The organism is Brevundimonas sp. (genome assembly GCF_047617075.1).
GTDB lineage: Bacteria > Pseudomonadota > Alphaproteobacteria > Caulobacterales > Caulobacteraceae > Brevundimonas.
Window position 1 is genome coordinate 1 of the sequence record NZ_JBLGCI010000018.1, and the last position, 25,761, is coordinate 25,761.

At 67.5% G+C, this 25,761-nt stretch carries 22 protein-coding genes; 12 read left to right on the forward strand and 10 right to left on the reverse strand.

The window, feature by feature from the left end; translation table 11 throughout:
* The first annotated feature begins 184 nt into the window (after positions 1–184).
* The 6 genes from ACI8U3_RS14025 to ACI8U3_RS14050 all read left to right on the forward strand — a co-directional run bounded on the left by ACI8U3_RS14025 (position 185) and on the right by ACI8U3_RS14050 (position 7,389).
* Positions 185–1,108, forward strand: a complete 924-nt coding sequence (locus ACI8U3_RS14025) for an alpha/beta fold hydrolase (RefSeq protein WP_415015489.1) — start codon at positions 185–187, stop codon at positions 1,106–1,108.
* A gap of 87 nt (positions 1,109–1,195) precedes the next feature.
* Positions 1,196–2,401, forward strand: a complete 1,206-nt coding sequence (locus tag ACI8U3_RS14030) for an acetyl-CoA C-acetyltransferase (protein WP_415015490.1) — start codon at positions 1,196–1,198, stop codon at positions 2,399–2,401.
* A 17-nt stretch (positions 2,402–2,418) separates the two neighbouring features.
* Positions 2,419–4,590, forward strand: coding sequence for a 3-hydroxyacyl-CoA dehydrogenase NAD-binding domain-containing protein (locus tag ACI8U3_RS14035; protein WP_415015491.1), 2,172 nt, complete (start codon positions 2,419–2,421; stop codon positions 4,588–4,590).
* A gap of 74 nt (positions 4,591–4,664) precedes the next feature.
* Positions 4,665–5,204, forward strand: coding sequence for a biotin transporter BioY (locus ACI8U3_RS14040; RefSeq protein WP_415015492.1), 540 nt, complete (start codon positions 4,665–4,667; stop codon positions 5,202–5,204).
* A gap of 49 nt (positions 5,205–5,253) precedes the next feature.
* Positions 5,254–6,375 carry an AI-2E family transporter gene (locus tag ACI8U3_RS14045; RefSeq protein WP_415015493.1) on the forward strand — a complete coding sequence of 374 codons (1,122 nt, stop codon included), beginning with the start codon at positions 5,254–5,256 and terminating at the stop codon, positions 6,373–6,375.
* Positions 6,376–6,417: 42 nt separating this feature from the next.
* The gene (locus tag ACI8U3_RS14050; protein ID WP_415015494.1) at positions 6,418–7,389 is read left to right on the forward strand and encodes an alpha/beta fold hydrolase; all 972 of its coding nucleotides are present in this window, start codon (positions 6,418–6,420) and stop codon (positions 7,387–7,389) included.
* A 69-nt stretch (positions 7,390–7,458) separates the two neighbouring features.
* Here ACI8U3_RS14050 and ACI8U3_RS14055 read toward each other — a convergent pair whose 3' ends face one another.
* Genes ACI8U3_RS14055 through ACI8U3_RS14075 form a run of 5 tightly spaced genes read right to left on the reverse strand, consistent with a single transcriptional unit; the run spans position 7,459 to position 13,662 of the window.
* Positions 7,459–8,646: an NAD(P)/FAD-dependent oxidoreductase gene (locus ACI8U3_RS14055; RefSeq protein WP_415015495.1), complete on the reverse strand. Its 1,188-nt coding sequence runs from the start codon at positions 8,644–8,646 to the stop codon at positions 7,459–7,461.
* A gap of 24 nt (positions 8,647–8,670) precedes the next feature.
* The gene (locus ACI8U3_RS14060; protein ID WP_415015496.1) at positions 8,671–8,874 is read right to left on the reverse strand and encodes a hypothetical protein; all 204 of its coding nucleotides are present in this window, start codon (positions 8,872–8,874) and stop codon (positions 8,671–8,673) included.
* A gap of 56 nt (positions 8,875–8,930) precedes the next feature.
* Complete coding sequence (locus ACI8U3_RS14065; protein WP_415015528.1) at positions 8,931–10,106, reverse strand: osmoprotectant NAGGN system M42 family peptidase; 1,176 nt, start codon at positions 10,104–10,106, stop codon at positions 8,931–8,933.
* Between the two features lie 12 nt (positions 10,107–10,118).
* Positions 10,119–11,897, reverse strand: coding sequence for an N-acetylglutaminylglutamine synthetase (ngg, locus tag ACI8U3_RS14070; protein ID WP_415015497.1), 1,779 nt, complete (start codon positions 11,895–11,897; stop codon positions 10,119–10,121).
* Positions 11,887–13,662, reverse strand: a complete 1,776-nt coding sequence (locus ACI8U3_RS14075; protein WP_415015498.1) for an N-acetylglutaminylglutamine amidotransferase — start codon at positions 13,660–13,662, stop codon at positions 11,887–11,889. Before ACI8U3_RS14075 ends, ngg begins: the two co-directional genes overlap by 11 nt.
* 65 nt (positions 13,663–13,727) lie before the next feature.
* Here ACI8U3_RS14075 and ACI8U3_RS14080 point away from each other — a divergent pair, with 65 nt between their 5' ends.
* Positions 13,728–14,219 carry a MarR family winged helix-turn-helix transcriptional regulator gene (locus ACI8U3_RS14080; RefSeq protein ID WP_415015499.1) on the forward strand — a complete coding sequence of 164 codons (492 nt, stop codon included), beginning with the start codon at positions 13,728–13,730 and terminating at the stop codon, positions 14,217–14,219.
* 140 nt (positions 14,220–14,359) lie between these two features.
* On the opposite strand, the gene ACI8U3_RS14085 is transcribed toward ACI8U3_RS14080, so the two are convergent.
* The 3 genes from ACI8U3_RS14085 to kduD all read right to left on the reverse strand — a co-directional run bounded on the left by ACI8U3_RS14085 (position 14,360) and on the right by kduD (position 19,379).
* Positions 14,360–15,466 (reverse strand): PfkB family carbohydrate kinase, encoded by a 1,107-nt coding sequence (locus tag ACI8U3_RS14085; protein ID WP_415015500.1) that lies wholly within the window; start codon positions 15,464–15,466, stop codon positions 14,360–14,362.
* Positions 15,467–15,698: 232 nt separating this feature from the next.
* On the reverse strand, positions 15,699–18,380 hold the full coding sequence (locus ACI8U3_RS14090) for a TonB-dependent receptor (RefSeq protein ID WP_415015501.1): 2,682 nt from the start codon (positions 18,378–18,380) through the stop codon (positions 15,699–15,701).
* Positions 18,381–18,620: 240 nt separating this feature from the next.
* Entirely contained in the window at positions 18,621–19,379 is a 759-nt protein-coding gene (gene kduD, locus ACI8U3_RS14095) for a 2-dehydro-3-deoxy-D-gluconate 5-dehydrogenase KduD (protein ID WP_415015502.1), read from the reverse strand.
* 141 nt (positions 19,380–19,520) lie between these two features.
* Between kduD and ACI8U3_RS14100 the strand changes: the two genes are divergently transcribed.
* Positions 19,521–20,162 (forward strand): RpiB/LacA/LacB family sugar-phosphate isomerase, encoded by a 642-nt coding sequence (locus tag ACI8U3_RS14100; RefSeq protein WP_415015503.1) that lies wholly within the window; start codon positions 19,521–19,523, stop codon positions 20,160–20,162.
* Between the two features lie 22 nt (positions 20,163–20,184).
* On the opposite strand, the gene ACI8U3_RS14105 is transcribed toward ACI8U3_RS14100, so the two are convergent.
* On the reverse strand, positions 20,185–21,255 hold the full coding sequence (locus ACI8U3_RS14105; RefSeq protein ID WP_415015529.1) for a LacI family DNA-binding transcriptional regulator: 1,071 nt from the start codon (positions 21,253–21,255) through the stop codon (positions 20,185–20,187).
* Between the two features lie 242 nt (positions 21,256–21,497).
* Between ACI8U3_RS14105 and ACI8U3_RS14110 the strand changes: the two genes are divergently transcribed.
* From ACI8U3_RS14110 to mutL, 4 genes are all read left to right on the forward strand, one after another.
* Complete coding sequence (locus tag ACI8U3_RS14110; protein WP_415015504.1) at positions 21,498–22,328, forward strand: 2-keto-4-pentenoate hydratase; 831 nt, start codon at positions 21,498–21,500, stop codon at positions 22,326–22,328.
* A gap of 69 nt (positions 22,329–22,397) precedes the next feature.
* On the forward strand, positions 22,398–22,904 hold the full coding sequence (gene lspA, locus ACI8U3_RS14115) for a signal peptidase II (RefSeq protein ID WP_415015505.1): 507 nt from the start codon (positions 22,398–22,400) through the stop codon (positions 22,902–22,904).
* A gap of 55 nt (positions 22,905–22,959) precedes the next feature.
* Positions 22,960–23,520 carry a DUF3035 domain-containing protein gene (locus ACI8U3_RS14120; RefSeq protein WP_415015506.1) on the forward strand — a complete coding sequence of 187 codons (561 nt, stop codon included), beginning with the start codon at positions 22,960–22,962 and terminating at the stop codon, positions 23,518–23,520.
* Between the two features lie 81 nt (positions 23,521–23,601).
* Entirely contained in the window at positions 23,602–25,449 is a 1,848-nt protein-coding gene (gene mutL, locus ACI8U3_RS14125; protein ID WP_415015507.1) for a DNA mismatch repair endonuclease MutL, read from the forward strand.
* 13 nt (positions 25,450–25,462) lie between these two features.
* Here mutL and ACI8U3_RS14130 read toward each other — a convergent pair whose 3' ends face one another.
* Positions 25,463–25,750 carry a hypothetical protein gene (locus ACI8U3_RS14130; protein WP_415015508.1) on the reverse strand — a complete coding sequence of 96 codons (288 nt, stop codon included), beginning with the start codon at positions 25,748–25,750 and terminating at the stop codon, positions 25,463–25,465.
* Positions 25,751–25,761: the final 11 nt, after the last annotated feature.

Below are 25,761 nucleotides of genomic sequence, written 5' to 3' on the forward strand. Positions count from 1 at the left end.
GATGAAGCCCTTGCCGAAGGCGGTGGGCGGGGCCTTGGCTTCAGGTTGCGGGGCTGGAGCGGGCGAAGCATTCATGGCCCCTCCTTATCACCGCTCCTGCGACCAGGGCGAGGCTTCAGGAGAGCGACTTTGCATTTCAAAGTAAGGTGTGTTTATGCTGTCGCCGTCCCATCAGGAGAAACACATGATCCGTCCCGCCATGATGATCGCCGCCGCCGCTGTCTTCCTTGCGGCCGCGCCCGCCGGGGCCCGGTCCCAGGAGCATCACGGCCATGCCTCGGCCGCACACGCCCATGCTGACTTCGCCTCGGACCGCCTGCACGTGATGGTGGAAGGCGAGGGGCAGGACGTGATCCTCATTCCGGGCCTGAGCTCATCGCCCGAGATCTGGCAGGGCACGGTGGACCGGCTGGGTGACGGCTACCGCATCCACCGCGTCCACGTGAACGGCTTCGCCGGCGCCTCGGCCGGGGCCAACGCCGAAGGGCCGGTGGCCGCGCCCGTGGCCGAGGAAATCGCCCGATATATCGCTGATCAGGGTCTGGAGCGCCCGGCGGTGATCGGTCACTCCATGGGCGGGACCATCGCCATGATGCTGGCGGCCCGTCACCCTGACGCCGTCGGCCGCCTGATGGTGGTGGACATGGTCCCCTTCATGGGCGCCATGTTCGGACCGCCCGGAACCACCGCCGAAAGCGTCGCCCCCACGGCCGATCAGGTCTACGCCGCCCAGTCCGGCAGCCCGCGCGAGGCCTATCTGGCCCAGGCCGAGCAGACCATCATCGGCATGATCCAGACCGAATCCGAGCGCGAGGGGCCCCTCCGGCACAGCCGCGACAGCGACCAGCAGGTATCCGCCGCCGCCTTCCGCGAGTTGATCGTCACAGACCTGCGCCCCGAGCTGTCCGCCATCACGGCCCCGACCGAGGTGCTGTACGTCAAGTTCAACGATCCCCGCATGACGCCCGAGATCACCGACATGATCTACCAGATGTCGTTCCAGACCTTGCCCGGCGCCGAGCTGACCCGGGTGGACGACGCCGCCCACTTCATCATGCTGGATCAGCCCGACCTGTTCGCCGAGCGGGTGCGCGCCTTCCTCGACTGAGCGAAAAAGTCGTAAGTTGACGTTGACGTAAACGTAGCATTTCGCCCGCAAACGCGCTAAGGAAGCGTCCTCAAAGGAGACGCACCCATGGCCGACGCCTATATCTTCGACGCCGTGCGCACCCCGCGCGGCAAGGGCAAGAAGGACGGATCGCTGCACGAGATCACCGCCCTGTCCCTCGCATCCCAGGTTCTTGAGGCGCTGCGCGACCGCAACGACCTGGACACATCGCAGGTGGACGACGTGATCCTGGGCTGTGTGGCCCCGGTGGGCGAGCAGGGCGCAGACATCGCCCGCACCGCCGTGCTGAACGCCGGCTGGTCGCAGCTGACCGCCGGTGTGCAGATCAACCGCTTCTGCGCCTCGGGCCTGGAAGCCGTGAACATGGCCGCCGCCAAGGTGGCCTCCGGCGAGGCCCGTATGGCCGTCGGCGGCGGGGTCGAAGCCATGAGCCGGGTGCCCATGGGCTCCGACGGCGGGGCCTGGCCCATCGACCCGTCCAGCGCCATCTCCACCTATTTCGTGCCCCAGGGCGTGTCTGCCGACATGATCGCGTCCAAGTACGGGTTCAGCCGCGACGACGTGGACGCCTATTCGGTGGAAAGCCACAAGCGCGCCGCCGCCAGCTGGGCCGACGGCCGCTTCAACAAGTCCGTGGTGCCGGTCAAGGACCAGCTGGGCCTGACCATCCTTGACCACGACGAGACCATCCGCCCCAAGACCGACATGCAGACCCTGGGCGGCCTGAATCCCTCGTTCCAGATGATGGGCGAGATGGCCTTCGACGCCGTGATTAACCAGCGCTATCCCGAGGTGGAGCGGGTAAACCACGTCCACACCCCCGGCAATTCCTCGGGCATCGTCGACGGTTCCGCCGGGGTGCTGATCGGCACGCTGGAGGCGGGCAAGGCCCTGGGCCTTAAGCCCCGCGCGAAGATCCGCGGCGCCGCCTCCATCGGTTCGGAGCCCTCCATCATGCTGACGGGTCCCGAGCCGGTGACGCGCAAGCTGCTGGACCGTCTGGGCATGTCGGTGGGCGACATCGACCTCTATGAGCTGAACGAGGCCTTCGCCGCAGTGGTCCTGCGCTACATGCAGGCCCTGAACATTCCCCACGACAAGATCAATGTGAACGGCGGCGCCATCGCCATGGGTCACCCCCTGGGAGCCACCGGAGCCATGATCCTGGGCACCGTGCTGGACGAGCTGGAGCGCTCGGACAAGACCACCGCCCTGGCCACCCTGTGCATTGGCGGCGGCATGGGCACCGCCACCGTCATCGAACGCGTCTGATCCGAGGGAGAAGCACCATGGAAAACTTCAAGATCGAGATCGACGGCGACGGTATTGCGCTGATCACCTTCGACGTGCCGGGCCGCTCCATGAACACCCTGACCTCGGGCGTCATGAAGGAGATCCCCGAGTGGGTCGAACAGGTGAAGGGCGACGAAGCCGTCAAGGGCGTGGTCCTGACCTCCGGCAAGCCCTCGGGCTTCTGCGCCGGGGCGGATCTGGGCGACATGGCCGGCGGCATGCTGGGCGGCGCGGACCTGCAGGCGGCCTATGACGCCGGCTGGCGTCTGAACGGCGCCCTGCGTGCGCTGGAGACCTGCGGAAAACCTGTGGCCGCGGCCATCAACGGCCTGGCCCTTGGCGGCGGTCTGGAACTGACACTGGCCTGTCACTACCGCGTGGTGGGCGACAATTCGAAGATCCAGCTGGGCCTGCCCGAAATCAAGGTGGGTCTGTTCCCCGGCGGCGGCGGCACCCAGCGCCTGCCGCGTCTGATCGGCGTTCAGGCCGCCCTGATGCAGATTTCCGAGGGCAAGAGCTGGCGCCCGAAGGACGCCCTGTCCGCCGGCGTCGTCCACGAAGTGGTCGAGCCCGGCAAGGAAATCGAGGCGGCGAAGGCCTGGATCAAGGGCGGCGGCAAGGCCGTGCAGCCGTGGGATGAGAAGGGCTTCAAACTGCCCGGCGGCGGTCCCTATCATCCCGCCGGTTCACAGGTCTTCATCATGGGCAACGCCATGCTGAGGAAGCAGTCCTACGGCAACTATCCGGCCGTCACCAACATGATGAAGGCGGTCTATGAGGGCGTTCAGCTGCCCATGGACGCGGCCCTGCGGGTCGAGACCCGCTACTTCATCAAGACTCTGATGACGCCGCAGGCCCAGGGCATGATCCGTTCGCTGTTCCTGTCCAAGCAGGAGCTGGACAAGGGCGCTCTGCGTCCGGCCGACGTGCCCAAGTCCGACCCCAAGAAGGTGGCCGTTCTGGGCGCCGGCATGATGGGGGCGGGCATCGCCTATGTGCAGGCCATGGCCGGCATCGAGACCATCCTGATCGACGTCAGTCAGGAAGGCGCCGACAAGGGCAAGTCCTACGCCGAGGACATCCTGAAGAAGCGCGTCTCGCGCGGTCAGATGACCCAGGACAAGGCCGACGCCGTGCTGGCCCTGATCACCCCCACCACCGACTATGACCTGATCAAGGGCTCGGATCTGGTGATCGAGGCGGTGTTCGAAAGCCGCGACCTGAAGGCCGAGGTGACCAAGAAGGCCGAAGCCCAGCTGGCGCCCGGCGCGGTGTTCGGCTCCAACACCTCGACCCTGCCCATCACGGGTCTGGCCGAGGCGTCCTCGCGGCCCGAGGACTTCATCGGCATCCACTTCTTCTCGCCCGTCGACAAGATGATGCTGGTGGAGATCATCCTGGGCGAGAAGACCGGCAAGGCGGCCATCGCCAAGGCGCTCGACTACGTCATGAAGATCAGGAAGACCCCGATCGTCGTCAACGATGGGCGCGGCTTCTACACCTCGCGCTGCTTCGGCACCTATGTGGCCGAAGGTCTGGCCATGCTGGAGGAAGGCTATGCTCCGGCCATGATCGACAACATCGGCCGGGCCACCGGCATGCCGCGCGGCCCGCTGGAGATGCACGACGACGTAGCGCTGGACCTGTCGGTCAAGATCACCAAACAGACCAAGGCCGATCTGGGCGACAAGTTCACGCCGCAGCCGGGCATGGAGATCGTCGAAAAGATGGTCGAGGAGCTGGGACGCTACGGCCGCAAGAACGGCAAGGGCTTCTATGACTATGACAGCAAGCCGAAAAAGCTGTGGTCCGGCCTGTCGGATCTGGCCCCGGTGAAGGTCGCCGAGTCCACGCCCGATCTGGTCGAGGACCAGAAGCGGCGCCTGCTCTATCGCCAGGCGGTGGAGGTGGCGCGCTGCTGGGAAGAGGGCGTCATCGACGACCCGCGCGAGGCCGACGTGGGCGCCATCCTGGCCTGGGGCTTCGCGCCCTGGACCGGCGGCCCGATCACCTACATCGACCAGATCGGTCTGAAGGCCTTTGTGGCGCAGGCGGAGGAATACGCCGGGAAATACGGCGAACGTTTCGCCCCGCCGCAGCTGCTGCGCGACATGGCGGCGAAGGGCGAGACCTTCTACGGCAAGTTCGCCGGCAAGAAGGCGGCCTGACCTTGACGGAATGATTGCGGGCGGGCGCGGGCGAAGTTAGCCCTGTCCGCCCCTTTCCGATTCCTGGATGAGACGTGACTGATTTCACCACCCGCGGCCTCTGGTCGACAGGGGAGGCCGTGCTTGTCGGCGTCGCCGCCCTGACCGTGTGCTCACAGGCGGCCATCCCCATGACTCCGGTCCCGATCACGCTCCAGACGCTGGCGGTGACCCTTGTCGGCGCCCTGTACGGGTGGCGGCTGGGGGGGCTTGCGGTTCTGGCATGGCTCGGGGTCGGGGCCCTGGGGCTGCCGGTATTGGCGGACGGCGCGCGCGGACTCGATCATTTCGCCGGACCCACGGCGGGCTATCTGTTCGCCTTCCCTCTGGCGGCCATGCTGACCGGCCGGCTGGCGGAAAGGGGCTGGAACGGGGCGCGGCCCTTGCACGCCCTAGCGGCCATGACGCTCGGGAATGGGTTCTGCCTCATGCTGGGCGCCGGCTGGCTGGCGCTGGCCATCGGGCCGACACAGGCGCTCGCCGTCGGGGTCGCGCCCTTTCTCCCAGGGGCCCTGATCAAGTCGGGGGCGGGGGCCGCCGTCCTGGCGGCGGTGCAGCGAGCCGGGCCGCGCTGAGCACCAACGCGTCGCGAGAACCACCGGCCACCACAAGCGTTACGGGCGAATGAGCGCATCCTCCAGAAAGCCGTCGACGGTCGAATCCAGCAGCCAGGCCGTCAGGGCGGCGCTGGACGACGTGTTCGTCCGGCGCGTCCTCTTTGTGGTGGCTGTGGTCGGGGTCATCGCCCTGACGTTCAAGCTGTCGGCGGTCCTGCTGATGCTGTTCGGTTCGCTCCTGATCGCCATCCTGTTCCGGTCGGTGGCAGGATTGCTGAACCAGTATGCGAAGCTGCCCATGAAAGCGGCCCTGCCGCTGTCCATGCTGTTCTTTCTTGCGGTTCTGGCCGCCGGCTTCGGCCTGTTGTGGATGGAGATTTCGCAACAGCTGGATCGGCTACCGAGCACCCTGCCCGAAGCGGCCGAGGCGGCGCGTCAGAGGATCGAGGCCCTGCCCTTCGGCGCACAGCTTCTGGAGCGTATCCAGACAGCGGCGGAGGGGGCGGGTCTGTCCGGCGGCGTCAGCGAGGCGGCGCAGGAGTTGGCCTCGCAGATCCGCGGCTTCGTGAGCAGCGCCGGCGGCTTCATGACCAACACGGTTCTGGTGCTCGCCGGCGGGGTCTATCTGGCCGTCAATCCCAAGGGCTATCGCGACGGCTTGCTGATGCTGGTCCCGAAGGATCAGCGGCGCCGCATCGGCGATGCGTTCGATCAGGCCGGACGCGGTCTGCGGCTGTGGCTGCTGGGCGCCTTTCTGGACATGATCGGCGTGGGCGTCATCACCGGGCTGGGCCTTTGGGCGGTGGGGCTGCCGTCGCCGGTGCTGCTGGGCGTTCTGGCCGGACTGGGCGTGCTGGTGCCCATCGTGGGGCCGACGCTGGCGGCGCTTCCGGGGCTGCTTTTGGCGGTGGCCTTCGGGCCGGACACCGTGCTGTGGACCCTGGCCGTCTATGTGGCCGTGCAGCAGATCGAGAGCAATCTGATCATGCCGGTGGTGCAGCGTCAGGTGGTGTCCCTGCCGCCGCTGCTGACCCTGTTCTCGGTGGCGGTGTTCGGCCTGATGTTCGGGCCCATCGGGGTGCTGCTGTCGGTGCCGCTGGCGGTGGTCAGCTACATCCTGATCCGCGCGCTCTATGTGCGGGACACCCTGGGCGAACGTATTCGACCGCTGGACGTGGGCAAGACCTGAAGCCGCTGTCGCGCCGCGTCATCAGCCGGTAAGGTCGCGCCCATGCAGCGGCGACAGATCATCACCGACAGCCTGACCCAATCCGTGCTGGCGGCGGGAGAGGGGCCGCTGGTCCTGCTGATTCACGGCTTTCCGGAGCTGTCGATCAGCTGGCGCGCCCAGATCAAGGCCCTGGCCGAAGCGGGCTACCGCGCCGTGGCGCCGGACATGCGCGGCTATGGCGCCGCCGTGAAGCCGGAGCGGACCGAGGACCACACCATCCTGCATCTCGTGGGGGACATGGCGGATCTGGTGCGGGCGCTGGGCGAGCGGTCCTGTGTGGTGGTGGGCCATGACTGGGGATCGGCCGTAGCCTGGCACTGCGCCCTGATGCGGCCCGATGTCTTCACCGCCGTGGCCGGGCTGTCCGTCCCGTTCCAGCCGCGCCGCGCCAAGGGTCCGCCCGTGGCCGCCATGCGCGCGATCGCCGAGAGGGCGGGGACCGGCGATCTCTACATCACCCGCTTTCAGGACGCGGACGCCCACGTTCCCTTTGACGCGGATCCCGAAACGGCGCTGAGAAAGATGTTCTGGGCCTATGACGGCGCCACCCCGGCCGATCAGCGCCACACCGGCTTTCTGCAGCCGGGCCAGTCCATGATCGACGGGATCAGCGACGCCGCGACCCTGCCGCCCTGGATGAGCGCCGATCATTTCGCTGAATACGTCGAGGCGTTTCGGGCCAGTGGGTTCAGGGGGCCGCTGGACTGGTATCGCTGTCTGGACGTGAACTGGTCCCTGACCGCCTGGCTTCAGGACAGGACCATCGATGCGCCGTCCCTGTTCATGATCGGCGAGCATGACCCGGTGCGCCATTACGCCGGGCGACACGAGAAGGCGCAGGCCGACTGGCTGACCGACATGCGGGGCATGATCGAGGTTCCCGGCGCGGGACACTGGCTGCAGCAGGAGCGGCCCGGGGCGGTCAACGACGCCTTGCTCGCTTTCCTTGCGGATGCGGGGCCGGCCGCATAGCCGGCGCCAGGCGTCCGCCCGCGCGGCGTGCTGATGGACGGCTTACGGGCCCCCCGAGCGGGTTTGGCGTCAGCAGGCCTGGCCCGCGCACCAGCCGGACGACCAGGCCCACTGGAAATTATAGCCGCCCAGCCAGCCGGTGACGTCCACCGCCTCGCCGATAAAATACAGACCCGGAACGGTCTTCACCGCCAGGGTGCGCTGGTCCAGGGCGGCGGTGTCGACCCCGCCCAGGGTCACCTCGGCGGTGCGGTAGCCCTCGGAGCCCACCGGCTTGACGGACCAGGCGCCCACCGCCTCGCCCAGCCGTTTCAGGACCTTGTCCGATTGATCCGCCAGATTGCCCGCGACGCCCTCGCGCATGGCGATGCTCTCAGCCAGACGGGCGGGAATCACCCGGCCCAGCGCGGTGTGCACCGCCTGCCGCCCGTTTTCAGTTCGCGCCGTCTTGAGCGCGTCAAACACCGCCACGCCCGGCGCCATGTCCACAGTGACCGCGTCGCCTTCACGCCAGTAGGAGCTGATCTGGAGGATCGAGGGGCCGGACAGGCCACGATGGGTGAACAGCAGGCCTTCGGCGAAGCACGTGCGGCCGTGGGCCACCACCGCGTTCACGGACACGCCCGCCAGCGTCTTCAACTGTTCCAGAAGGCCCGGCTCGAAGGTCAGGGGAACCAGCGCCGGGCGCGTCGGGACCACCCGCACCCCGAACTGCGCCGCCAGGTCATAGGCCCAGCCGGTGGCGCCCATCTTGGGGATCGACTTGCCGCCGGTGGCCGCCACCAGCGCGGCGGTGCGCACCGTTCCGCCGTCCGACAGGCGGCACAGGAACCCGTCGCCCTCGCGCGCCACGCCCTCGACGCCGGTGTTCAGACGCAGGACCGCGCCCGCCTGACGCATCTCGCCGGTCAGCAGTCTGATGATCTGTCTGGCGCTGTCGTCGCAGAACAGCTGGCCGAGGGTCTTCTCGTGCCAGGCGATGCCGTGCCGGTTCATCAGGGCGATGAAGTCGTGCTGGGTGTAGCGGCGCAGGGCCGAGGTGGCGAAGCGGGGGTTCTCCGACAGGAAATTGGCCGGACCCGTCCCCAGATTGGTGAAATTGCAGCGCCCGCCGCCCGAGATGCGGATCTTCTCGCCCGGCGCAGCGGCATGATCCACCACCAGCACGCGGCGGCCGCGCTTGCCCGCCTCGATGGCGCACATCATGCCCGCCGCGCCCGCGCCGACGATCAGGACATCGAACTCTTCGCTCTTCATCCGCGCCCTATAGCAGGGCGGGGCCTATTTGCGACGCTCGGCCTCGGCCTCGTACTGGTCGTGGGTCTTGTCGTCGTAGCGGTCGGGGTAATCGTATTCCTCGCGCGTCGCAGCCTGGGTGACGGGGTCCACGCGCTTGTTGCGGTGCTTGTTGCGCCAGAGCATCACGGCGAGCACCACGCCAAGGGCCAATGCGCCCAGCGGAAAAACAAGTTCCCAAGTCAGCATGTCGGTTTCCTTTCAGGGTCTGAAAGGGCAACGGGCGGCGGACCGCCCCTGTTCCGTCAGCGCGCCTTGACGTCATCCCGCTCCGGGGCCGGCTTCTCGCGGCCGGCCTTCTCGTGGGCTTCCTTGTGATCCTGATGGGTGAACCCCTCGACCCCGGCCATGGGGCTGGCGTCCCGCTCGATCTCCACCGGGCTGAGCACATAGGCGGTCAGCAACTCGGCCAGCGAGCGCAGGGCGTGCACATGGATGCGCTCATAACCGTGGCTGGCGTCGATGCCGAAGGTCACCAGGGCCGTGCGGATGTCGGCGCCGGCCTCCAGCGCCGAGGCGGAATCGGACCGGTAATAGCGGAAGACGTCCTTCTGGAAGCGGATGTCCTCGTCCCGCGCCAGCTTCACCAGCTTGCGGGTCAAGTGGAAGTCGAACGGGCCGGTCTGGTCGGCCATGGCGATGGTGACGCCGAACTCGTCGGAGTTCTGGCCCGGCGCGGTGGTGCCGTTGTCCACCGTGATCATGGACGCCACGTCCGGCACCAGCACCGACGAGGCGCCGGAGCCCACCTCCTCGGCGATGGTGAACAGCCAGTAGGTGTCCACCGTGGGCGTCTGGGCGTCCTCCATGATCGCCTTCATGGCCGCCAGCATGGTGGCCACGCCGGCCTTGTCGTCCAGATGGCGCGAAACGATGAAGCCGTTGTCCAGGAACTCCGGCTGGGGGTCGATGCCGATGATGTCGCCCACGTCGATGCCCAGCTTCAGCACGTCGTGACGGTTCCGCACCCGGGCGTCGATGCGCATCTCCACCTGGCGCCAGCTGACCGGCTGTTCGTCCACCTCCTCGTTGAAGGTGTGGCCCGAGGCCTTCAGCGGCAGAATAGTGCCGCGCCAGCCGCCCTTTTCCGAAAAGACCGTGCCCCGCGCGCCCTCGGCGAAGCGGGACGACCAGTTGCCGATGGGCACGACCTCGAGCCGGCCGTTGTCCTTGATGGCCTTCACCTGGGCGCCGAGGGTGTCCACGTGGGCCACCACGGCGCGGGCGGGGCGGGGCTCCTGGCCGGGAATGCGGGCACGGATGGCGCCGCGGCGGGTCAGCTCATAGTCCACACCCAGCCGGCCCAGCTCGCGGCACACCTCCCAGACCACCTCGTCGGTGTAGCCGGTGGGGCTGGCGATCCCCAACAGACGCTGCAGGCGGCCGATGAGGTACTCGGTGTCGATGGTCAGGCGGGCCAGGGGAGCCTCCGTTCAGTGGTCTTTGGGGGCGCGCGCGACCCGGGCGGCCGCGGCGGGCATGGACAGTGGAAACAGCAGGTCCACGAAGCGTTCGGCCGTAGGCTGCGGTTCATGATTGGCCAGACCGGGGCGCTCGTTGGCCTCGATGAAGGCATAGTCCGGTTCGCGCCAGGATTTCACCATCAGGTCGATGCCGGTGACCGAGATGTCGATGGCCCGGGCGGCGGCCACGGCCGCGCGGATCAGGGCGGGGTGAACCTCTTCGGTCACATCGTGGATGGTGCCGCCGGTGTGCAGATTGGCGGCCTTGCGCACCTCCACCTCCAGGCCTTCGGGGGCGGTGTCATCGAGCTGATAGCCCGCGTCGGTCAGGCAGCGTTTGGTCTCGGCGTCCAGCGGGATGCGGGACTCCCCGCCGGTGGCGGCGGCGCGGCGGCGGCTCTGTCGCTCGATCAGCGAGCGAAAGGTGGAGCGGCCGTCGCCCACCACGCGGGGCGCGCGGCGGATGGCGGCGGCCACCACCTTGAAGTCAATGACCACCAGCCGAAGGTCCTCGCCCTGGACCTGCTGTTCGATCAGGACCTCGGGGCAGATGTTGCGGGCGGCGGCGACGGCCTTTTCGATGGCAGCCATGGTTCTGAGGCCCACGGCCACGCCCTTGCCCTGTTCGCCGCGGGCCGGCTTGACCACAAGGGCGCCGTGACGCTCCAGCGCCGCCTTGATGGCCTCGGGGTCGTCGGCGTGGATGCGCTCCGGCACGGTGACGCCCGCCTGCTCGACGATGCGGCGGGTCATGCGCTTGTCGTCGCAGATGCTGAGCGCCACCGCCGAGGTCAGCTCGGACAGGCTTTCGCGGCAGCGGATGGAGCGGCCGCCGTGGGTCAGGCGGAACAGGCCGCCTTCCGCGTCGATGATGTCGGTCTGGATGCCGCGCCGGCGCGCCTCGTCCACGATAATGCGGGCGTAGGGGTTCAGGGCGTCATCGGGCGCGGGGCCGGTGAACAGGGACTCATTGATGGGGTTCTTGCGCTTGACCCCGAAGAACGAAACCCGGCGGAATCCCAGCTTTTCATAAAGGGCGATGGCCTGATCGTTGTCGTGCATGACCGACAGGTCCATGTAGGCCGCGCTCCGGGCCTGATAGTGCTCGGCCAGACGCCGCACCAGCGCCTCGCCGACGCCCGGCTGGGTCGCCTGGGGGTCCACCGCCAGACACCACAGGGACGAGCCGTGCTCCGGGTCGTTGAAGGCGCGCTGATGGTTCACGCCGGTGACGGTGCCCATGACCTGGCCGGTCGCGCTGTCCTCGGCCACCAGATAGGTCAGGGCTGAGCCCTCGCGCTGGGACCACATGAAGTCGGGCCGCGCCTGCACCATCTTGCGCGCCGCATAGATGCGGTTGATGGCCTCGGCGTCGCCCTGTGAGGCCAGCCGGCGCACGGTGAAGCCGCGCGGCTGTCGGCGGCTGGCCCGGTAAACCGACAGGTCCAGCCGATAGGTGTGGGACGGATCGAGGAACACCTCCTGCGGGGCCTGGGCCAGCAGGACGTGGGGATTGCGCACATAGAAGGCGATGTCGCGCCGGTCCGGTCCCTCGGCGCGCAGGGCCTCGATCAACGGGCCGGGCTTGGGGAAGGTCTGGGCGAACAGCAGACGCCCCCAGCCGCAATCGAGGATGGCGTTCTCGGCCATGGCCGAACCGTCCTGACCGCCCACCACCGGCTTCAGCCCCTCGTGGCGAAGGCGCTTGAGCCGGTGGCCCTTGAAGCGTGGACGAGGTTCAGACGCCATGATTCTGAAGCCACATTTCCAGCAGGGCGACTTGCCAGAGCTCGGAACCCTGCAGCGGGGTGATGTGGTCGGTGGGCTTGTCGAACAGCTGATCCAGATAACCTGGCTGGAACAGGCCGCGCTCCTTCGCCGCCTGCGAGCCCAGGGCGTCGCGGACCATGTCCAGATAGGGACCCTGGATGTATTTCAGGGCGGGCACGGGGAAATAGCCCTTCTTGCGGTCGATCACCTCGTGCGGGACCACCAGACGCGCGGCCTCCTTCAGCACGCCCTTGCCGTTCTGGCTGAGCTTGTGCTCGGGCGGGATGCGGGCGGCCAGTTCGACCAGTTCGTGGTCGAGGAACGGCACCCGCGCCTCCAGGCCGAAGGCCATGGTCATGTTGTCCACGCGCTTGACCGGATCGTCCACCAGCATGACCTGGCTGTCCAGCCGCAGGGCCTGATCCACAGGCGTCTCGGCGCCGGCGCGGGCGAAGTGTTCCGCCACCAGGGCGCGGCTGACGTCCGTGTCCGCCATCCACTCGGGATTCAGGTGGGTCTTGAGCGTGGCGTGGCTGCGATCGAAGAAGGCTTTGGCGTAAGTTTCCACCGGATCGTTGGCGCCCTGCATGGGCGGGTACCAGTGATAGCCGCCGAACACCTCGTCGGCGCCCTGGCCGGACTGGACCACCTTGATGTGCTTCGAGACTTCCTGACTGAGCAGATAGAAACCCACATTGTCGTAGCTGACCATGGGCTCGGACATGGCGCCGATGGTGCCCGGCAGGGCGTCCAGAAGCCGGTCGTGAGGCACGAAAATCTTGTGGTGCTTCGTGCCGAAATGCTTCGCGATCAGGTCGGAATAGACGAACTCGTCGCCCTTCTCGCCGTGGGCCTCCTCGAAGCCGACGGAGAAGGTCATCAGGTCCTTCTGGCCCATCTCGGCCAGCAGGCCGACGATGACGCTGGAATCCACCCCGCCCGACAGCAGCACGCCCACGGGCACGTCGGCGACCATGCGGCGCTTCACGGCGGTTCGCAGGCTGTCCAGCACCAGATCGCGCCAATCCTCGGCCGAGCGTTCGGCGTCGCCGGGGCCGCGTTCCAGCACGGGCGTCCAGTACAGGCGGTCCTTCGACGTGCCGTCGGGCTCGATCACACGGATGGTGGCCGGCGGGAACTTGGTCACGCCCTTGATGATGGTGTGCGGCGGCGGCACCACCGCGTGGAAGGTCATGTAGTGGTGCAGGCCCACCGGATCGATGGACGTGTCCACATCGCCCGCCGCCAGCAGCGCCGGCAGGGTCGAGGCGAAGCGCAGGCGCTTGCCCTTTTCCGCCAGATACAGCGGCTTGATGCCGAAGCGGTCGCGCGCGATCACCACCCGGCCGGTGTCCCGCTCATGGATCACGAAGGCGAACATGCCCTTGAAGCGGTCCACGCATTCGATGCCCCACTGGCGCCAGGCCTTGAGGATCACCTCGGTGTCGCCGTGGGAGAAGAAGCGGTGGCCGGCGGCCTCCAGCTCGGCGCGCAGTTCGGGGTAGTTGTAGATGCAGCCGTTGAAGGCGATGGACAGGCCCAGGTCGGAATCGACCATGGGCTGTTGCGCCTTTTCCGACAGGTCGATGATCTTCAGGCGGCGATGACCAAGGCCCACGTTGCCGCGCAACACCACGCCCGACCCGTCCGGCCCGCGCGGGGCCAGGGAATCGCACATGCGCTGCAGCGCGCCGGCATCGGCCGGCTTGCCGTCGAAATTGATCTCGCCGTTAAGGCCGCACATGGCCCCTCCTTGCATTGTGGAAGCAGTGTGCACAAATAGTTCGCACACAAAGGATTTCAACCCGTATGGTCAAGCTGACCGACACGCCGCAGAGTTCCCTGAACGCAGACCCCAACGCGGCTGTGCTGAAATCGATGCGCCGGATCGCCCAGGCCATCGAGATGCGGTCACGCGAAATCGCCCGCACCAGCGGCCTGACCATCCCCCAACTGATCGTCATGCAGTCGATCCGCGAGTTGGGTCAGGTGACCACCCAGGCGGTGTCGAAGGCGGCCTCCATGTCGCCGGCCACGGTGGTGGCGGTGATTGATAAGCTGGAGGCCAAGGGACTGATCGAGCGCTATCGGTCCGAGGTGGACCGCCGTGTGGTGCACACTCGCCTGACGCCTGCCGGGCAAACGGCGCTGGGCCATGCGCCGGGCCTGCTGAGCCGCGGCTTCGAGGACGCCTTCGCCGCCTTGCCCCCTGACCGCCGGGACACGCTGCTGTCGGCGATGGAGGAACTGGCGGACATGATGACCGCCCACATGGCGACGCCGCGCAGCGACGCCGCCTGACGCAACAACGCCCGCTCTCCGGTGCGGGGAGAGCGGGCGTCGGGGCGACCGGCCCTCGGGGAGGAGAGAGGGCCGGTTCCGGCTCCGCCCGCGCGCCCTTTGGGAGAGGACGGCGCGCGGGCGGGGTCTCGGGGATAGAATCAGCGGATGACGCGGGCGCCCTTGCCCTTCATCACGGCCTCGACCTCGGCGGCCTTGACCATGGAGGTGTCGCCGGGGGTCGTCATGGCCAGGGCGCCGTGGGCCGCGCCGTAGTCCACCGCCGCCTGTGGGCCCTTGCCTTCCATGAAGCCGTAGGCCAGGCCGGACGCGAAACCGTCGCCGCCGCCGACGCGGTCATAGATCTCCAGATCCTCGCGCATCATGGATTCATAGAACTGGCCGCCGGCATAGATGATGGCGGACCAGTCGTTGACGCTGGCGGTCTTGGCGTTGCGCAAGGTGGTGGCGGCCACCTTGAAATTGGGGAATTCCTTGACCGCCGTCTGGATCATCTTTTTGAAATTGGCCGGGTCGATGGACGAGATGTGCTCGTCCAGACCGTCGACCTCGAAGCCGAGGCAGGCGGTGAAATCCTCCTCGTTGCCGATCATCACATCCACATACTGGGCGATGTTCCGGTTGATCTTCTGAGCCCCTTCCTTGCCGCCCTGTGACTTCCACAGCGAGGGGCGGTAGTTCAGGTCATAGGAGACGATGGTCCCGTGCTTGCGAGCGGCCTCGACCGCCTCGATCACCGCCTCGGCGGTGTTGGAGCCCAGGGCCGCGAAGATGCCGCCGGTGTGGAACCAGCGCACGCCTTCCTCGCCGAACAGCTTCTCCCAATTCACTTCGCCGGGACGGATCTGCGAGGCCGCCGAATGGCCCCGGTCCGAACAGCCCAGGGCCGGACGGACGCCGAAGCCCTTTTCGGTGAAGTTCAGGCCGACGCGGGTGTTGCGGCCCAGGCCGTCGAACTCGCGCCAGATCACGTGGCTCATGTCCACGCCGCCCTGCATGATGCAGTCCTCGACCAGCCAGCCCAGGTCGTTGACCGGCAGGGCGGTCACGACGGTGGAGCGCTTGCCCCAGCATTTGCGCATGGCGCGGGCCACATTGTACTCGCCGCCGCCTTCCCAGACCTGGAAGGTGCGGGCGTTGCGCACGCGGCCGAAGCCGGGGTCGAAGCGCAGCATGACCTCGCCGAACGATGCGCAGTCCCAGCGCGTCTCGCTGGCGGGGCGGATGTTCAGGATGTCGTCGGCCACGGCGGGTTCCTCGCATTCAGGCCCGGCCGTCAAGGATCATCGATCACGCCGGGCGGCGATCGACGGGGCATTAAGCACTTGCGGACTGGAGTTTCAGCCGTCCCTGTGGAGGCCGCTGTTCAGCGCGGCTCTCGCTGATCCTAGGGAATGGATAATTGACACCGGTGTCAAGCAAAAAGAAGGGCGCCGGACCCGAAGGTCCGACGCCCAGTCTGCTCAGGAAGTCTTGTCGTCAGAAGTTGTAGCGGAAGCCCGCAAAGATCTGACGGCCGGTGTGGTGATAGACATACACCCGGTCGGTGGCGTCCACGTACTGGTTGCTCACCTCGTCGGTCAGGTTGATGCCTTCCAGGCTCAGGGTCAGGCGGTCCGTGACCTCGTAGGACGCCGAGGCGTCCACGTGGAAGGTCTCGTTCACGCCCTCGACCGAGTTGCCGTTCCCGCCCGGGACGCGGGTCAGATAGCCGTCCCGGTAGGTGCCGGAGACCCGCGCCATGAAGCGGTCGTCCTCGTAGTAGAGGGTGCCGTTGTAGGCCACCTTGGACAGACCGGTCAGGGTCTCGACGATACCGCCCGGATACTCGATTTCCGAGTCCACATAGGTGTAGTTGGCCAGCACGCCGAAGTTGGACCAGACGCCCGGCAGGAAGGTGAAGGGCTGCTGATAGCTGATCTCGTAACCGGTCAGATCGCCGCCCTCCGTGTTGACCGGCTGGCTGAAAGTCCAGTCGGCGTCGGGCGAGCAACCCACGACCGCACCGCAGGCGTCGACGGCGACGCTGTCAGGCAGTCCCAAGGTGTTGCTGGAGAACGGTCCAGTCGTCTGCTGGGTCGCCACGAAGCTGTCGATCTGCTTGTGGAAGACCGCCAGCGACAGCAGGGATTCCGGCGCGAAATACCACTCGAACGACAGGTCGTAGGTGGTGCCTCGGGTCGGGTCCAGATTCGGGTTTCCGGAGCTTACGCCGCGGTTGTTGCCGGACACGCTGACCGAACCGCCCGGGGTCAGGCTGCCCAGACCGGGCCGGGTCATGACCTCTGCCGCGCCGAACCGGATCAGGAAGTCCGGGGTCGGCTCGAACACGATGTTCATCGCCGGCAGGAGATCGTCGTAGCTGCGGTTGGCCTCGACGAGGACCGGAGCGCCCGCGACCGTTTGATATCCGGTCGAGGACTGGTCGGTCTCGACGTAGCGGACACCGACATTGCCGCGCACCGGCATAGAGCCCCACAGGGTGTTGAAGTCCGCCTGCAGGAAGGCCCCGCGGCTTTCTTCCTCGACCGAGCGGTTGTTGCCGCGCGAGGGAATGAAGCTCATCGGGAACGAGCCGAAGTCGAACAGGGCGTCGGCGGCGGCGTAGTCGGGCACCAGCCAGGTCATGGTGTTGCCGCCCGGGATGTCCCACTGGTCGGCCAGGCCCACGATGCGGCTGTATTCCGAGGTCGGAACGCCCGCCACCGAGGCGGGAATACAAGCCTCGGCATTACCGGTCGGCGACAGGCCGCAGGAGGTCGGATCGCGCCGCATCTCGGTGGTTTCGAAGGTGTAGCTCTTGAAGAACAACCCGCCCGACAGAGTCAGGCTGTCGCTGAAGTCCCACTCGGCGTTGAACTGGGCGGTGTCATACGTGTTTTCGGCCGTCTGCGGGCGCAGGCGGATCTGGCTGAGGGTCCAGTTGGCGGGATTGGTGACGTCGAAGCCGTACTGGATCACCGGGAGATTGCGGTTCTCCCGATAGTCATAGCTGTATCCGTCCGTGTCCGGAGCATCGAACAGCAAGGTCGTCTGGATCGGGTTATCGTGATCCGAGCTGGACGTGCCGATGATGCCGTTGACCCGGACGCGGTCCGAGAATTCGTGCGAGCCCGTCAGGGTGACCTGGGTGAACTCGGTCGACAGCTGATCGAAACGGGATTCTGCGCGAACATCGACGTTGTCGAACAGGCCGTAGATAATGGTGCCGTTGCTGTCGATCTCCACATCCACAGGCTCGATGCCGGCGCGGCCGCCGGCGCCGCCGGCGCTGAAGTCCGGCGCCTGCAGGAAGTGCTCGAAGCGGTTGGCGCTGAAGTCGGCGTAAAGGACGTCGAGATTGAATTCGGTGGACGGGGCCGGACGCCATTGCAGGGCGGCGGTGACGCCCAGGCGTTCCTGGTCATGCTCAAGGATGCCATAGCGGGGCAGGCGCGGCGTGAAGCCGTTCACGGCCCCGGGCCCCGTGCCCACATCGCCGCCTTGCCAGCGGACGGTGCTGTGGCCTTCCTCCAGCGACTCCCGGCTGGAGTACGCGACGGACAGCAGGGCGCCGAAGGTGTCGCCCCAGGTGTTGGAGATCAGGAAGGCGCCGCGCGGGTCGTTGTTCTCGGACAGATCGTTGTAGCCCAGCTGGCCCGACACGGCGAAGTTGAAGCCGCCGTAGTCGAACGGACGGGCGGCCTGCAGATCGACGGTGGCGCCCAGGGAGCCCTCTTCGGTTTCGGCCGAGGCGGTTTTGCGGACGGTGATGCTGTTGAAGAGCTCGGACGCGAACACGTTGAAGTCGAAGCCCCGGCCGCGGTTGGTGCCGCCCGAGGAATCCGTGCCGCCCGTGGTGGACAGCGCTTCCATGCCGTTGATGCGGATGCGGGTGAAATCAGCGCCCAGACCCCGAACCGAGATCTGACGACCTTCGCCGGCGTCGCGGGTGATGGTCACGCCCGGTACGCGCTGAATGGCCTCGGCCAGATTGTTGTCCGGGAAATCCGCGATGTCCTCGGCCATGATGACGTCGACAGCGCCGGCCTCGTTGCGCTTTACGCCGAGCGCTTGCGCCAGGCTGCTGCGGAATCCGGTGATGACGATCTCGTCGACTTCGGTGGCTTCCGGCTCTTGCTGGGCCATGGCGGTCCCGGCGGTCAGCAGGGCCACGGTCATGGCGCCCAGAGACACCCCGATGTTGTGCGCGCGGCGGCGCGGATGGTTATGGGTCCATCCAATCCTCCTCCCATGTACGGCCTGTTCGGGCCACCGCCGGAAGGATCATGGCCCCCCGGTCATTTGACTGTAAATCTGACACCGGTGTCATGCATGCGCAGAGCATTTCTGACACCGGTATCAATGCGAGACACTAACTCCAAAATCGAATGCGGCGCAAGTGCGGCCTTTGAAGCGCCCTCAGCGGGCCAGCCAGCCCCCGTCCACCGGCACGATGGCGCCGTGCATGTAGTCGGACGCAGACGACGCCAGGAACACAGCCGCCCCCGCCATGTCCGACGGATCGCCCCAGCGGGCGGCCGGGATGCGCGCCAGGATGTCCCGGTTGCGGGTCTCGTCGTTGCGCAGGGCCTCGGTGTTATTGGTGGCGATGTAGCCCGGCGCGATGGCGTTGGCGTTGATGCCTTTGGACGCCCACTCGCAGGCCATCAGCTTGGTCAGTCCCGCCACGCCCGACTTGGACGCGGTGTAGGACGGCACGCGGATGCCGCCCTGGAAGCTGAGCATGGAGGCGATGTTGATGATCTTACCCTTGCGGCTCTCGGCCACCCAGCGGCGGGCGACCTGCTGTGTCAGGAAGAACAGAACCTTCAGATTGGTGTCCATCACCGCGTCCCAGTCCTCTTCGGTGAAGTCCAGGCTGTCTGCGCGTCGGATGATACCGGCGTTGTTGACCAGAATGTCGACGCCGCCCGCCTTGTCCCAGGCCTCGGCCACCACGGCCTCGATTGGGGCGGTGGAGCTCAGGTCGGCCTTGATGAATTGGAACTTGCGGCCCAGGGCGCGCACCTTTTCCCCGGTCTCGTCGGCGTCGGAGCGGCCCACGGCGACGATGTCGGCGCCCGCCTCGGCCAAGCCCACGGCCATGCCTTGCCCGATGCCGGTGTTGGCGCCGGTGACCAGGGCGCAGCGCCCCGAAAGATCAAAAGATACGGCCATCGCGGATTTCCCTGCTGCCTGTCGTGATGCGGATTTGTCTCAGGTGGTAACCGGTGTCATAGTATCATGCAACCGATGGAGGGCTCCGGCGCCAGAGCGCCCGGCCAGTCGCCGCCATCCCATTCGCCTTGAAGGACTTCCATGAAAATCGCCCTGATCATCGAGAACAGCCAGGCCGCCAAGAGCCAGATCGTCCATGACGCCCTGACGACCGTCGCTGAGCCGCTGGGCCATGAGGTCTTTCACTACGGCATGTACGCGCCCGAGGATAAGGCCTCGCTGACCTATGTGATGAACGGCCTTTTGACCGGCATCCTGATCAACTCGGGTGCGGCCGATTTCGTGGTCACCGGCTGCGGCACGGGGACCGGCTCCATGCTGGCCGCCAACGCCATGCCGGGCGTGTTCTGCGGTCTGATCATCGACCCCACCGACGCCTTCCTGTTCGGCCAGATCAATGACGGCAACGCCATCGCCATGCCCTACGCCAAGGGCTTCGGCTGGGCCGCCGAACTGAACCTGCAGGACGTCTACCGCAAGCTGTTCGAGGGCGAGCGCGGCCTGGGCTATCCCAAGGAACGGGCCGAGATCATGGCCAAAAACCGCGGCATCCTGAAGGATCTGAAGGCCGTCACCTGCCACGACATGCTGACGGTTCTGAAGACCGTCGACCAGGACCTGCTGAAGGCTGCGGTCGCCGGTGAACGGTTCCAGGAGCTGTTCTTCGCCAACGCCACGGATCAGGGCATCCGCGACTACATCCAGGGCGTCGTCGGGCGCTGAATACTACAGGCCTCGCCCGCCGTCAGCGGCGCGGCGGGGCGCTGGAATCCCGCGCGATCAGCGTGGGAATGACTTCCGGCTGATCCAGCTTCGCCGGATCCAGTCCCCGGCTCTTGGCCAGCAGTTTTTCCGCCGCCATGCGGCCCATGTCGCGGATGGGCAGTTTGACCGTCGTCAGGGTCGGCCAGATTCGCGACGACATGGGCGCGTCGTCGAAGCCGACGATGGACAGGTCGAACGGCACGTCCAGCCCCGCGTCGCGCGCCGCCTGATAGACGCCGATGGCCATTTCGTCGTTGCCAGCGAAGATGGCCGTGGGGCGGGTCTTGCGCGACAGCAGCTCCCGCGCCGCCGCAACGCCGGATTCGAAGGTGTAGGCGCCGCGAACAACCATGTCGTCATCAAGCGTGACGCCCGCCTCGGCCAGACCACTGCGGAATCCCTCGCCCCGCTCATGGGTCGAGCGGAAAAGATCCGGCCCGGTGATCATGGCGACTCGCCGATGGCCCAGGCCGACCAGATGCCGCGCCGCCTCGGCCGCCCCCTGGCTGTCATTGGTCACCACCATGCGATCGGGCGCATCCAGCGATACCGAGGCGATGCGCACATAGGGACATCCCACCTCGGCCAGCATGCCGGTGACACGCTCGTCTTCGGAAACAGACGGCGGCAGGACGGCGCCGAACAGCTTCTGGCGCACCGCGAAGCCGCGCACATTGGCCATGAAGTCGTCGCTGGTCCGGTCGCAGGGATGCACCACCAGCTCGAGGCCCGATCCGCGAACCGCGTCCAGAATCCCCTGCTGCATGTTCACCACATAGTTGGGGCTGGGGTTGTCGTAGATCATGCCGATCAGGAACGAGCGCCGGAACGCAAGGCCTCGCGCCTGGGGGTCGGGCGAAAAGCCCAGTTCGGCGATCACCGCCTCGACCTTCTCGCGGGTGTCCGCCTTGACGAAGGGCGACTGGTTGATGACCCGCGAGACGGTCTTCTTGGATACACCGGCGATGCGGGCGATGTCGTTGATGGTCGCCGCGCGGCCTGGCGTCAGGCCGTGGTCGGTCGGGCCCGCGTCTTCGCCGTCGTCTTCGATGCTGCTCAACTGAAGTCCCGTCCCTCTCGTATCTCCCGCCCTTGCATAGCGGCGCGGGAGCCCCCGCGCCACTGTCCGACGCCGTGGGCAAATGTCCACCGGTGGCGAAATGAAATTGACACCGGTTTCCCATCGCCGCAATGTCGGGCCCATGGGGAGTGCGGACACCGGCGCATGAACAGCCGGGTCGCGGGACGACGATCCCGAACAGCGTGAAACAGACGGACAAGAACAGCGTGACAATGGCGACCAAACCCCTGGGCGGGGCCGATAACAGCATCGATTCAGGACCGGCGATCGCGCGGGCCTTCGTGGCTGCGCGCAGCGAGGCCCGCGCCCTACCCGACTATCCGGGACAGGTTCCGGACGGCATGGACGCCGCCTACGCCATTCAGGACGAAGCCATCGGGCTTTGGGACGATCAGATCGCCGGCTGGAAGATCGGCCGCATTCCTGACGCGTGGCTTGAGCGCCTCAATGCGCCGCGCCTGACGGGGCCCATCTTCCGCCGCGCCGTCTGGACGGCGACCGAGGGCGAGACCATGGACTTCCCGGTGTTCGAAGGCGGTTTCGCCGCCGTCGAGGCGGAGTTCATCCTGAAGCTGGCCAAGGACGCGCCGGCGGATCGCATCGACTGGACCGCCGAGGCGGCTGCCGATCTGGTCGAAACCCTGATGGTCGGCGTGGAGCCGGCGGGCAGCCCGCTGGCCACCATCAATGTGCTGGGGCCCCCCGTGGTGGCTTCGGATTTCGGCAACAACGCCGGGCTCATCCTCGGGCCGCAGGTCGCCGACTGGCGCGACCGCCTGATGGACCTGACGTGCGAAACCTTCATCGAGGGCGAGAGCGTCGGCAAGGGCGGCGCCGCGACCATCCCCGGCGGACCGCTGGAGGCGCTGGCCTTCCTGCTGAACCTGAACGCCCGGCGCGGACATCCGCTGAAGGCGGGTGACCTGATCTCCACAGGGGCGGCCACGGGCATTCACGACATTGTCGCGGGCCAGTCCTCGCGCGTCGTGTTCCATGGCGTGGGAGAAATCCTGTGCCGCGCGGTCCCGGCGAAAGGCGCCTGAGCAAGGGCGCCCTTCACCCCGGCTTCGCCGCCTGCTAACGACGCCGTTCCCACCCCTTTCGGAACGCGCATGACCATTCCCCGCATCGCCTGGGCCGCCTACGCCTTCGCCGCCGCCGTGATCGTTCTGGACCAGATCACCAAGGCCTGGATGCTGTACGGCCTGCACATCCGCGAGGTCGGTCAGATCCGCGTGCTGGAGCCCATCTTCAACCTGACCTTCGTGCTGAACCGGGGCGTCTCCTTCGGCCTGCTGACGGGCGGAGAGACGGGCCGCTGGCTGCTGACGGTATTCTCCATCGCCGTGGCCGGATTGCTGGCCTTCTGGGCCACGCGGGCGGACCGACGTCTGCTGATCACGGCCATCGGCCTGATCATGGGCGGCGCGCTGGGCAATGTGATCGACCGCATCCGTTTCGGCGGGGTGGTGGATTTTCTGGACTTCTCGGGGCTGTATTTCCCCTGGGTGTTCAATGTGGCTGACAGCGCCATATCCATCGGGGTGGTGCTGCTGATCGCCGACAGCTTCATCTCGGAACGGTCGGCCAAGGTTGGCGCGGCCCATGAAAAGTCGTAATCACCCCGGTTAATCGCGACCGCGAACGCACGACCGCCTGAAAGAGCAGCTGACCATGCGACTGAAATCCACCCTGACCCTCGGCGCCATCGCCGCCACGGCTGTCGTTCTGACCGGCTGCAACAGCGTCCGGCAGGGACTTGGACTGGAACGCGTCACCCCCGACGAGTTCCGGGTGATCGCACAGGCGCCCCTCAGCGTGCCGCCGGAATACGCCCTGCGGCCGCCGGCCCCGGGACAACCGCGGCCTGCGGAACTGGCGCCCGAGAGCGCTGCGCGCCAGATCCTGCTGGGACAGCGCCAGGCCATCACGCGATCGCCCGGCGAGGAATCGATTGTAGCCGCCGCCGGCGCGGCCCAGGCGGACCCGCTGGCGCGCTATGTGGTCGACGACGAGTTCGGCGATCTGGCGCACAAGGAACAGGGCTGGGCCGACCGGGTCATGTTCTGGCGGCGGGGCGACGAGGCTTCCCAGGCCGCGACCCAGGTCCGGACGGCGGACGGCGTCACGACAATTGATCCGGCCACCGAGGCCGAGCGTCTTCAAGCCCTGACGGGCGGGCGGGACGTCGTGATCCAGCGCGGCGGCGGCGGCATCAAGCTGCCCGGCCTCTGAGCCGTCGACCTTTCGATCCAGACATTTCCGGCCCGGGCGTGATCGCGCCCGGGCCGGTTTCGTTCTAGACTGGCAATTCGCATGCCGATCCGTCGCCTCCCCCCCGAAACCGTCAACCGCATCGCCGCAGGCGAGGTGGTCGAGCGCCCGGCCAGCGCCGTCAAGGAACTGGTCGAGAACGCGCTCGACGCCGGCGCGCGCCGGGTGGACATCCAGGCGGACGGCGGGGGCCTGTCGCGCATCCTGATCGCCGACGACGGCAAGGGCATTCCCAAGGACGAGCTGCCGCTGGCGGTGGAGCGCCACGCCACCTCCAAGCTGGAGGCCGACGATGCCGGCGACGTGGACCTGCTGCGCATCTTCACCCTCGGCTTTCGCGGCGAGGCCTTGCCGTCCATCGGCTCGGTGGCGCGCCTGACCATCACCAGCCGGGCCGTGGGCGCGCCGGAAGCCTGGGCCGTGGCGGTGGAAGGCGGGGATCAGCGTCCCATCGCGCCCGGCGCCTTTCCTGGCGATCATGGGGCGCGGGTGGAGGTGCGGGACCTGTTCTACGCCACCCCCGCGCGGCTGAAATTCATGAAGTCGGCCCGGGCCGAGTCCATGGCTATCTCGGACGAGATAAAGCGCCAGGCCATGGCCCATGAGGCGACGGCCTTCACCCTGACGTTGGACGGCAAGACGACCCTGCGCCTGCCCGCCGAGCATCCGGGCGACGAGGGGCGGCTGAAGCGGCTGGCGGCCCTGCTGGGGCGGGACTTTGAGGACAACGCCCTGCTGATCGACCAGTCGCGGGACGGCATCCGCCTGTCCGGATATGCGGGCCTGCCCACCTATTCGCGGGGAAATGCCGCGCATCAGTTCCTGTTCGTGAACGGTCGACCGGTGAAGGACCGGCTGCTGCAAGGCGCGCTGCGCGGCGCCTATGCCGACTTCCTGGCGCGGGACCGGCATCCGGCCGCCGCCCTGTTCCTGGACCTCGATCCGCTGTCCGTTGACGTCAACGTGCACCCGGCCAAGGCGGAGGTACGGTTCCGCGACCCGGCCATGGTGCGCGGCCTGATCGTGGGCGCCCTGCGCCACGCCCTGGCGGCGGCCGGGCACCGGGCCTCCACCACCGTTGCGGCGGACGCCCTGTCCGGGTTCCAGCTCCATGCGGGCGTGGCCTCGTATTCGCCTGCCGCGCCCGCCGCTGAAGGATGGAGCGGCTGGACGGGCTGGAGCCGTCCCGAGGCGGCGGCACAGGTCATCCCCGGCCTGAACGAACGCTCGGCGCGGGTGGAGACGGCCTGGCCTGCGCCTTCGGACGCCCCGCCGTCGGGCGAGGCCGCCGGGTTCATCGATCCGCTGGACTATCCGCTGGGCGCGGCGCGGGCGCAGCTGCACGCCAACTACATCGTGGCCCAGACCCGCGACGGTCTGGTCATCGTGGACCAGCACGCCGCCCACGAGCGTCTGGTCTATGAGCGCATGAAGACCCAGATGGCCGAGGGCGCGGTGGCGCGCCAGGCGTTGCTGACGCCCGAGGTGGTCGAGCTGGACCCGGCCGAGGCCGAACGGGTGGCGGAACGGGCCGACGAACTGGCCGCGCTGGGCCTGATCATCGAGGCGTTCGGGGCGGGCGCGGTTCTGGTGCGCGAGACCCCGGCCCTGCTGGGCGACTGCGACGTGCAGGGGTTGGTCCGCGACATCGCCGACGACCTGTCCGAGCACGGCTCGGCCCTGGCCCTGACCGAGCGGCTGGGCGAGGTGTGCGGGACCATGGCCTGCCACGGCTCTGTGCGCTCGGGCCGGGTCCTGTCGGCGCCCGAGATGAACGCCCTGCTGCGCCAGATGGAGGTCACGCCCCATTCCGGCCAGTGCAATCACGGCCGCCCAACCTATGTGGAGCTGAAGCTGGGCGACCTTGAGAAGCTGTTCGGGCGGCGGTGAAGCCGCCTGTCACTCAGCCCCGCCCGGTGATCTTGCGCCAGATGCGCTTGCGGGCTTCCAGAACCGACAGGCCAAGGGTGGCGGCGACGCTCCAGAACAGGGCCTCGGTGGCCACGGCGGCGACCACGGCCAGAATGATGCGGGTCTGACGTGACACATCCAGGTAAAGCCCCACGCCGAGGGCGATCCAGGCGGCGATCGCGGCGACGCCGATGGCGACGCTGAGCGCGATCAGAAAGCCGCGGCCCTTTTTCAGAGCGCTCTTCTTTTCCGGTGCGGCGGCGGGGGTTTCGATGGTCATGGCGGGCCTCC

Excerpts from the sequence above, each read along its gene's own strand:
- ACI8U3_RS14090 (WP_415015501.1), bottom strand. The coding sequence starts at position 18,380 with ATGACCGTGGCCCTGCTGACCGCCGGGACCGCCATGGCCCAGCAAGAG.
- ACI8U3_RS14080 (WP_415015499.1), top strand. The coding sequence starts at position 13,728 with ATGGTCAAGCTGACCGACACGCCGCAGAGTTCCCTGAACGCAGACCCC.
- mutL (WP_415015507.1), top strand. The coding sequence starts at position 23,602 with ATGCCGATCCGTCGCCTCCCCCCCGAAACCGTCAACCGCATCGCCGCA.
- ACI8U3_RS14130 (WP_415015508.1), bottom strand. The coding sequence starts at position 25,750 with ATGACCATCGAAACCCCCGCCGCCGCACCGGAAAAGAAGAGCGCTCTG.
- ACI8U3_RS14030 (WP_415015490.1), top strand. The coding sequence starts at position 1,196 with ATGGCCGACGCCTATATCTTCGACGCCGTGCGCACCCCGCGCGGCAAG.
- ACI8U3_RS14055 (WP_415015495.1), bottom strand. The coding sequence starts at position 8,646 with ATGAAGAGCGAAGAGTTCGATGTCCTGATCGTCGGCGCGGGCGCGGCG.
- ACI8U3_RS14110 (WP_415015504.1), top strand. The coding sequence starts at position 21,498 with ATGGCGACCAAACCCCTGGGCGGGGCCGATAACAGCATCGATTCAGGA.
- ACI8U3_RS14100 (WP_415015503.1), top strand. The coding sequence starts at position 19,521 with ATGAAAATCGCCCTGATCATCGAGAACAGCCAGGCCGCCAAGAGCCAG.
- ngg (WP_415015497.1), bottom strand. The coding sequence starts at position 11,897 with ATGGCGTCTGAACCTCGTCCACGCTTCAAGGGCCACCGGCTCAAGCGC.
- ACI8U3_RS14075 (WP_415015498.1), bottom strand. The coding sequence starts at position 13,662 with ATGTGCGGCCTTAACGGCGAGATCAATTTCGACGGCAAGCCGGCCGAT.
- ACI8U3_RS14120 (WP_415015506.1), top strand. The coding sequence starts at position 22,960 with ATGCGACTGAAATCCACCCTGACCCTCGGCGCCATCGCCGCCACGGCT.
- ACI8U3_RS14060 (WP_415015496.1), bottom strand. The coding sequence starts at position 8,874 with ATGCTGACTTGGGAACTTGTTTTTCCGCTGGGCGCATTGGCCCTTGGC.
- lspA (WP_415015505.1), top strand. The coding sequence starts at position 22,398 with ATGACCATTCCCCGCATCGCCTGGGCCGCCTACGCCTTCGCCGCCGCC.
- kduD (WP_415015502.1), bottom strand. The coding sequence starts at position 19,379 with ATGGCCGTATCTTTTGATCTTTCGGGGCGCTGCGCCCTGGTCACCGGC.
- ACI8U3_RS14045 (WP_415015493.1), top strand. The coding sequence starts at position 5,254 with ATGAGCGCATCCTCCAGAAAGCCGTCGACGGTCGAATCCAGCAGCCAG.
- ACI8U3_RS14025 (WP_415015489.1), top strand. The coding sequence starts at position 185 with ATGATCCGTCCCGCCATGATGATCGCCGCCGCCGCTGTCTTCCTTGCG.
- ACI8U3_RS14050 (WP_415015494.1), top strand. The coding sequence starts at position 6,418 with ATGCAGCGGCGACAGATCATCACCGACAGCCTGACCCAATCCGTGCTG.
- ACI8U3_RS14035 (WP_415015491.1), top strand. The coding sequence starts at position 2,419 with ATGGAAAACTTCAAGATCGAGATCGACGGCGACGGTATTGCGCTGATC.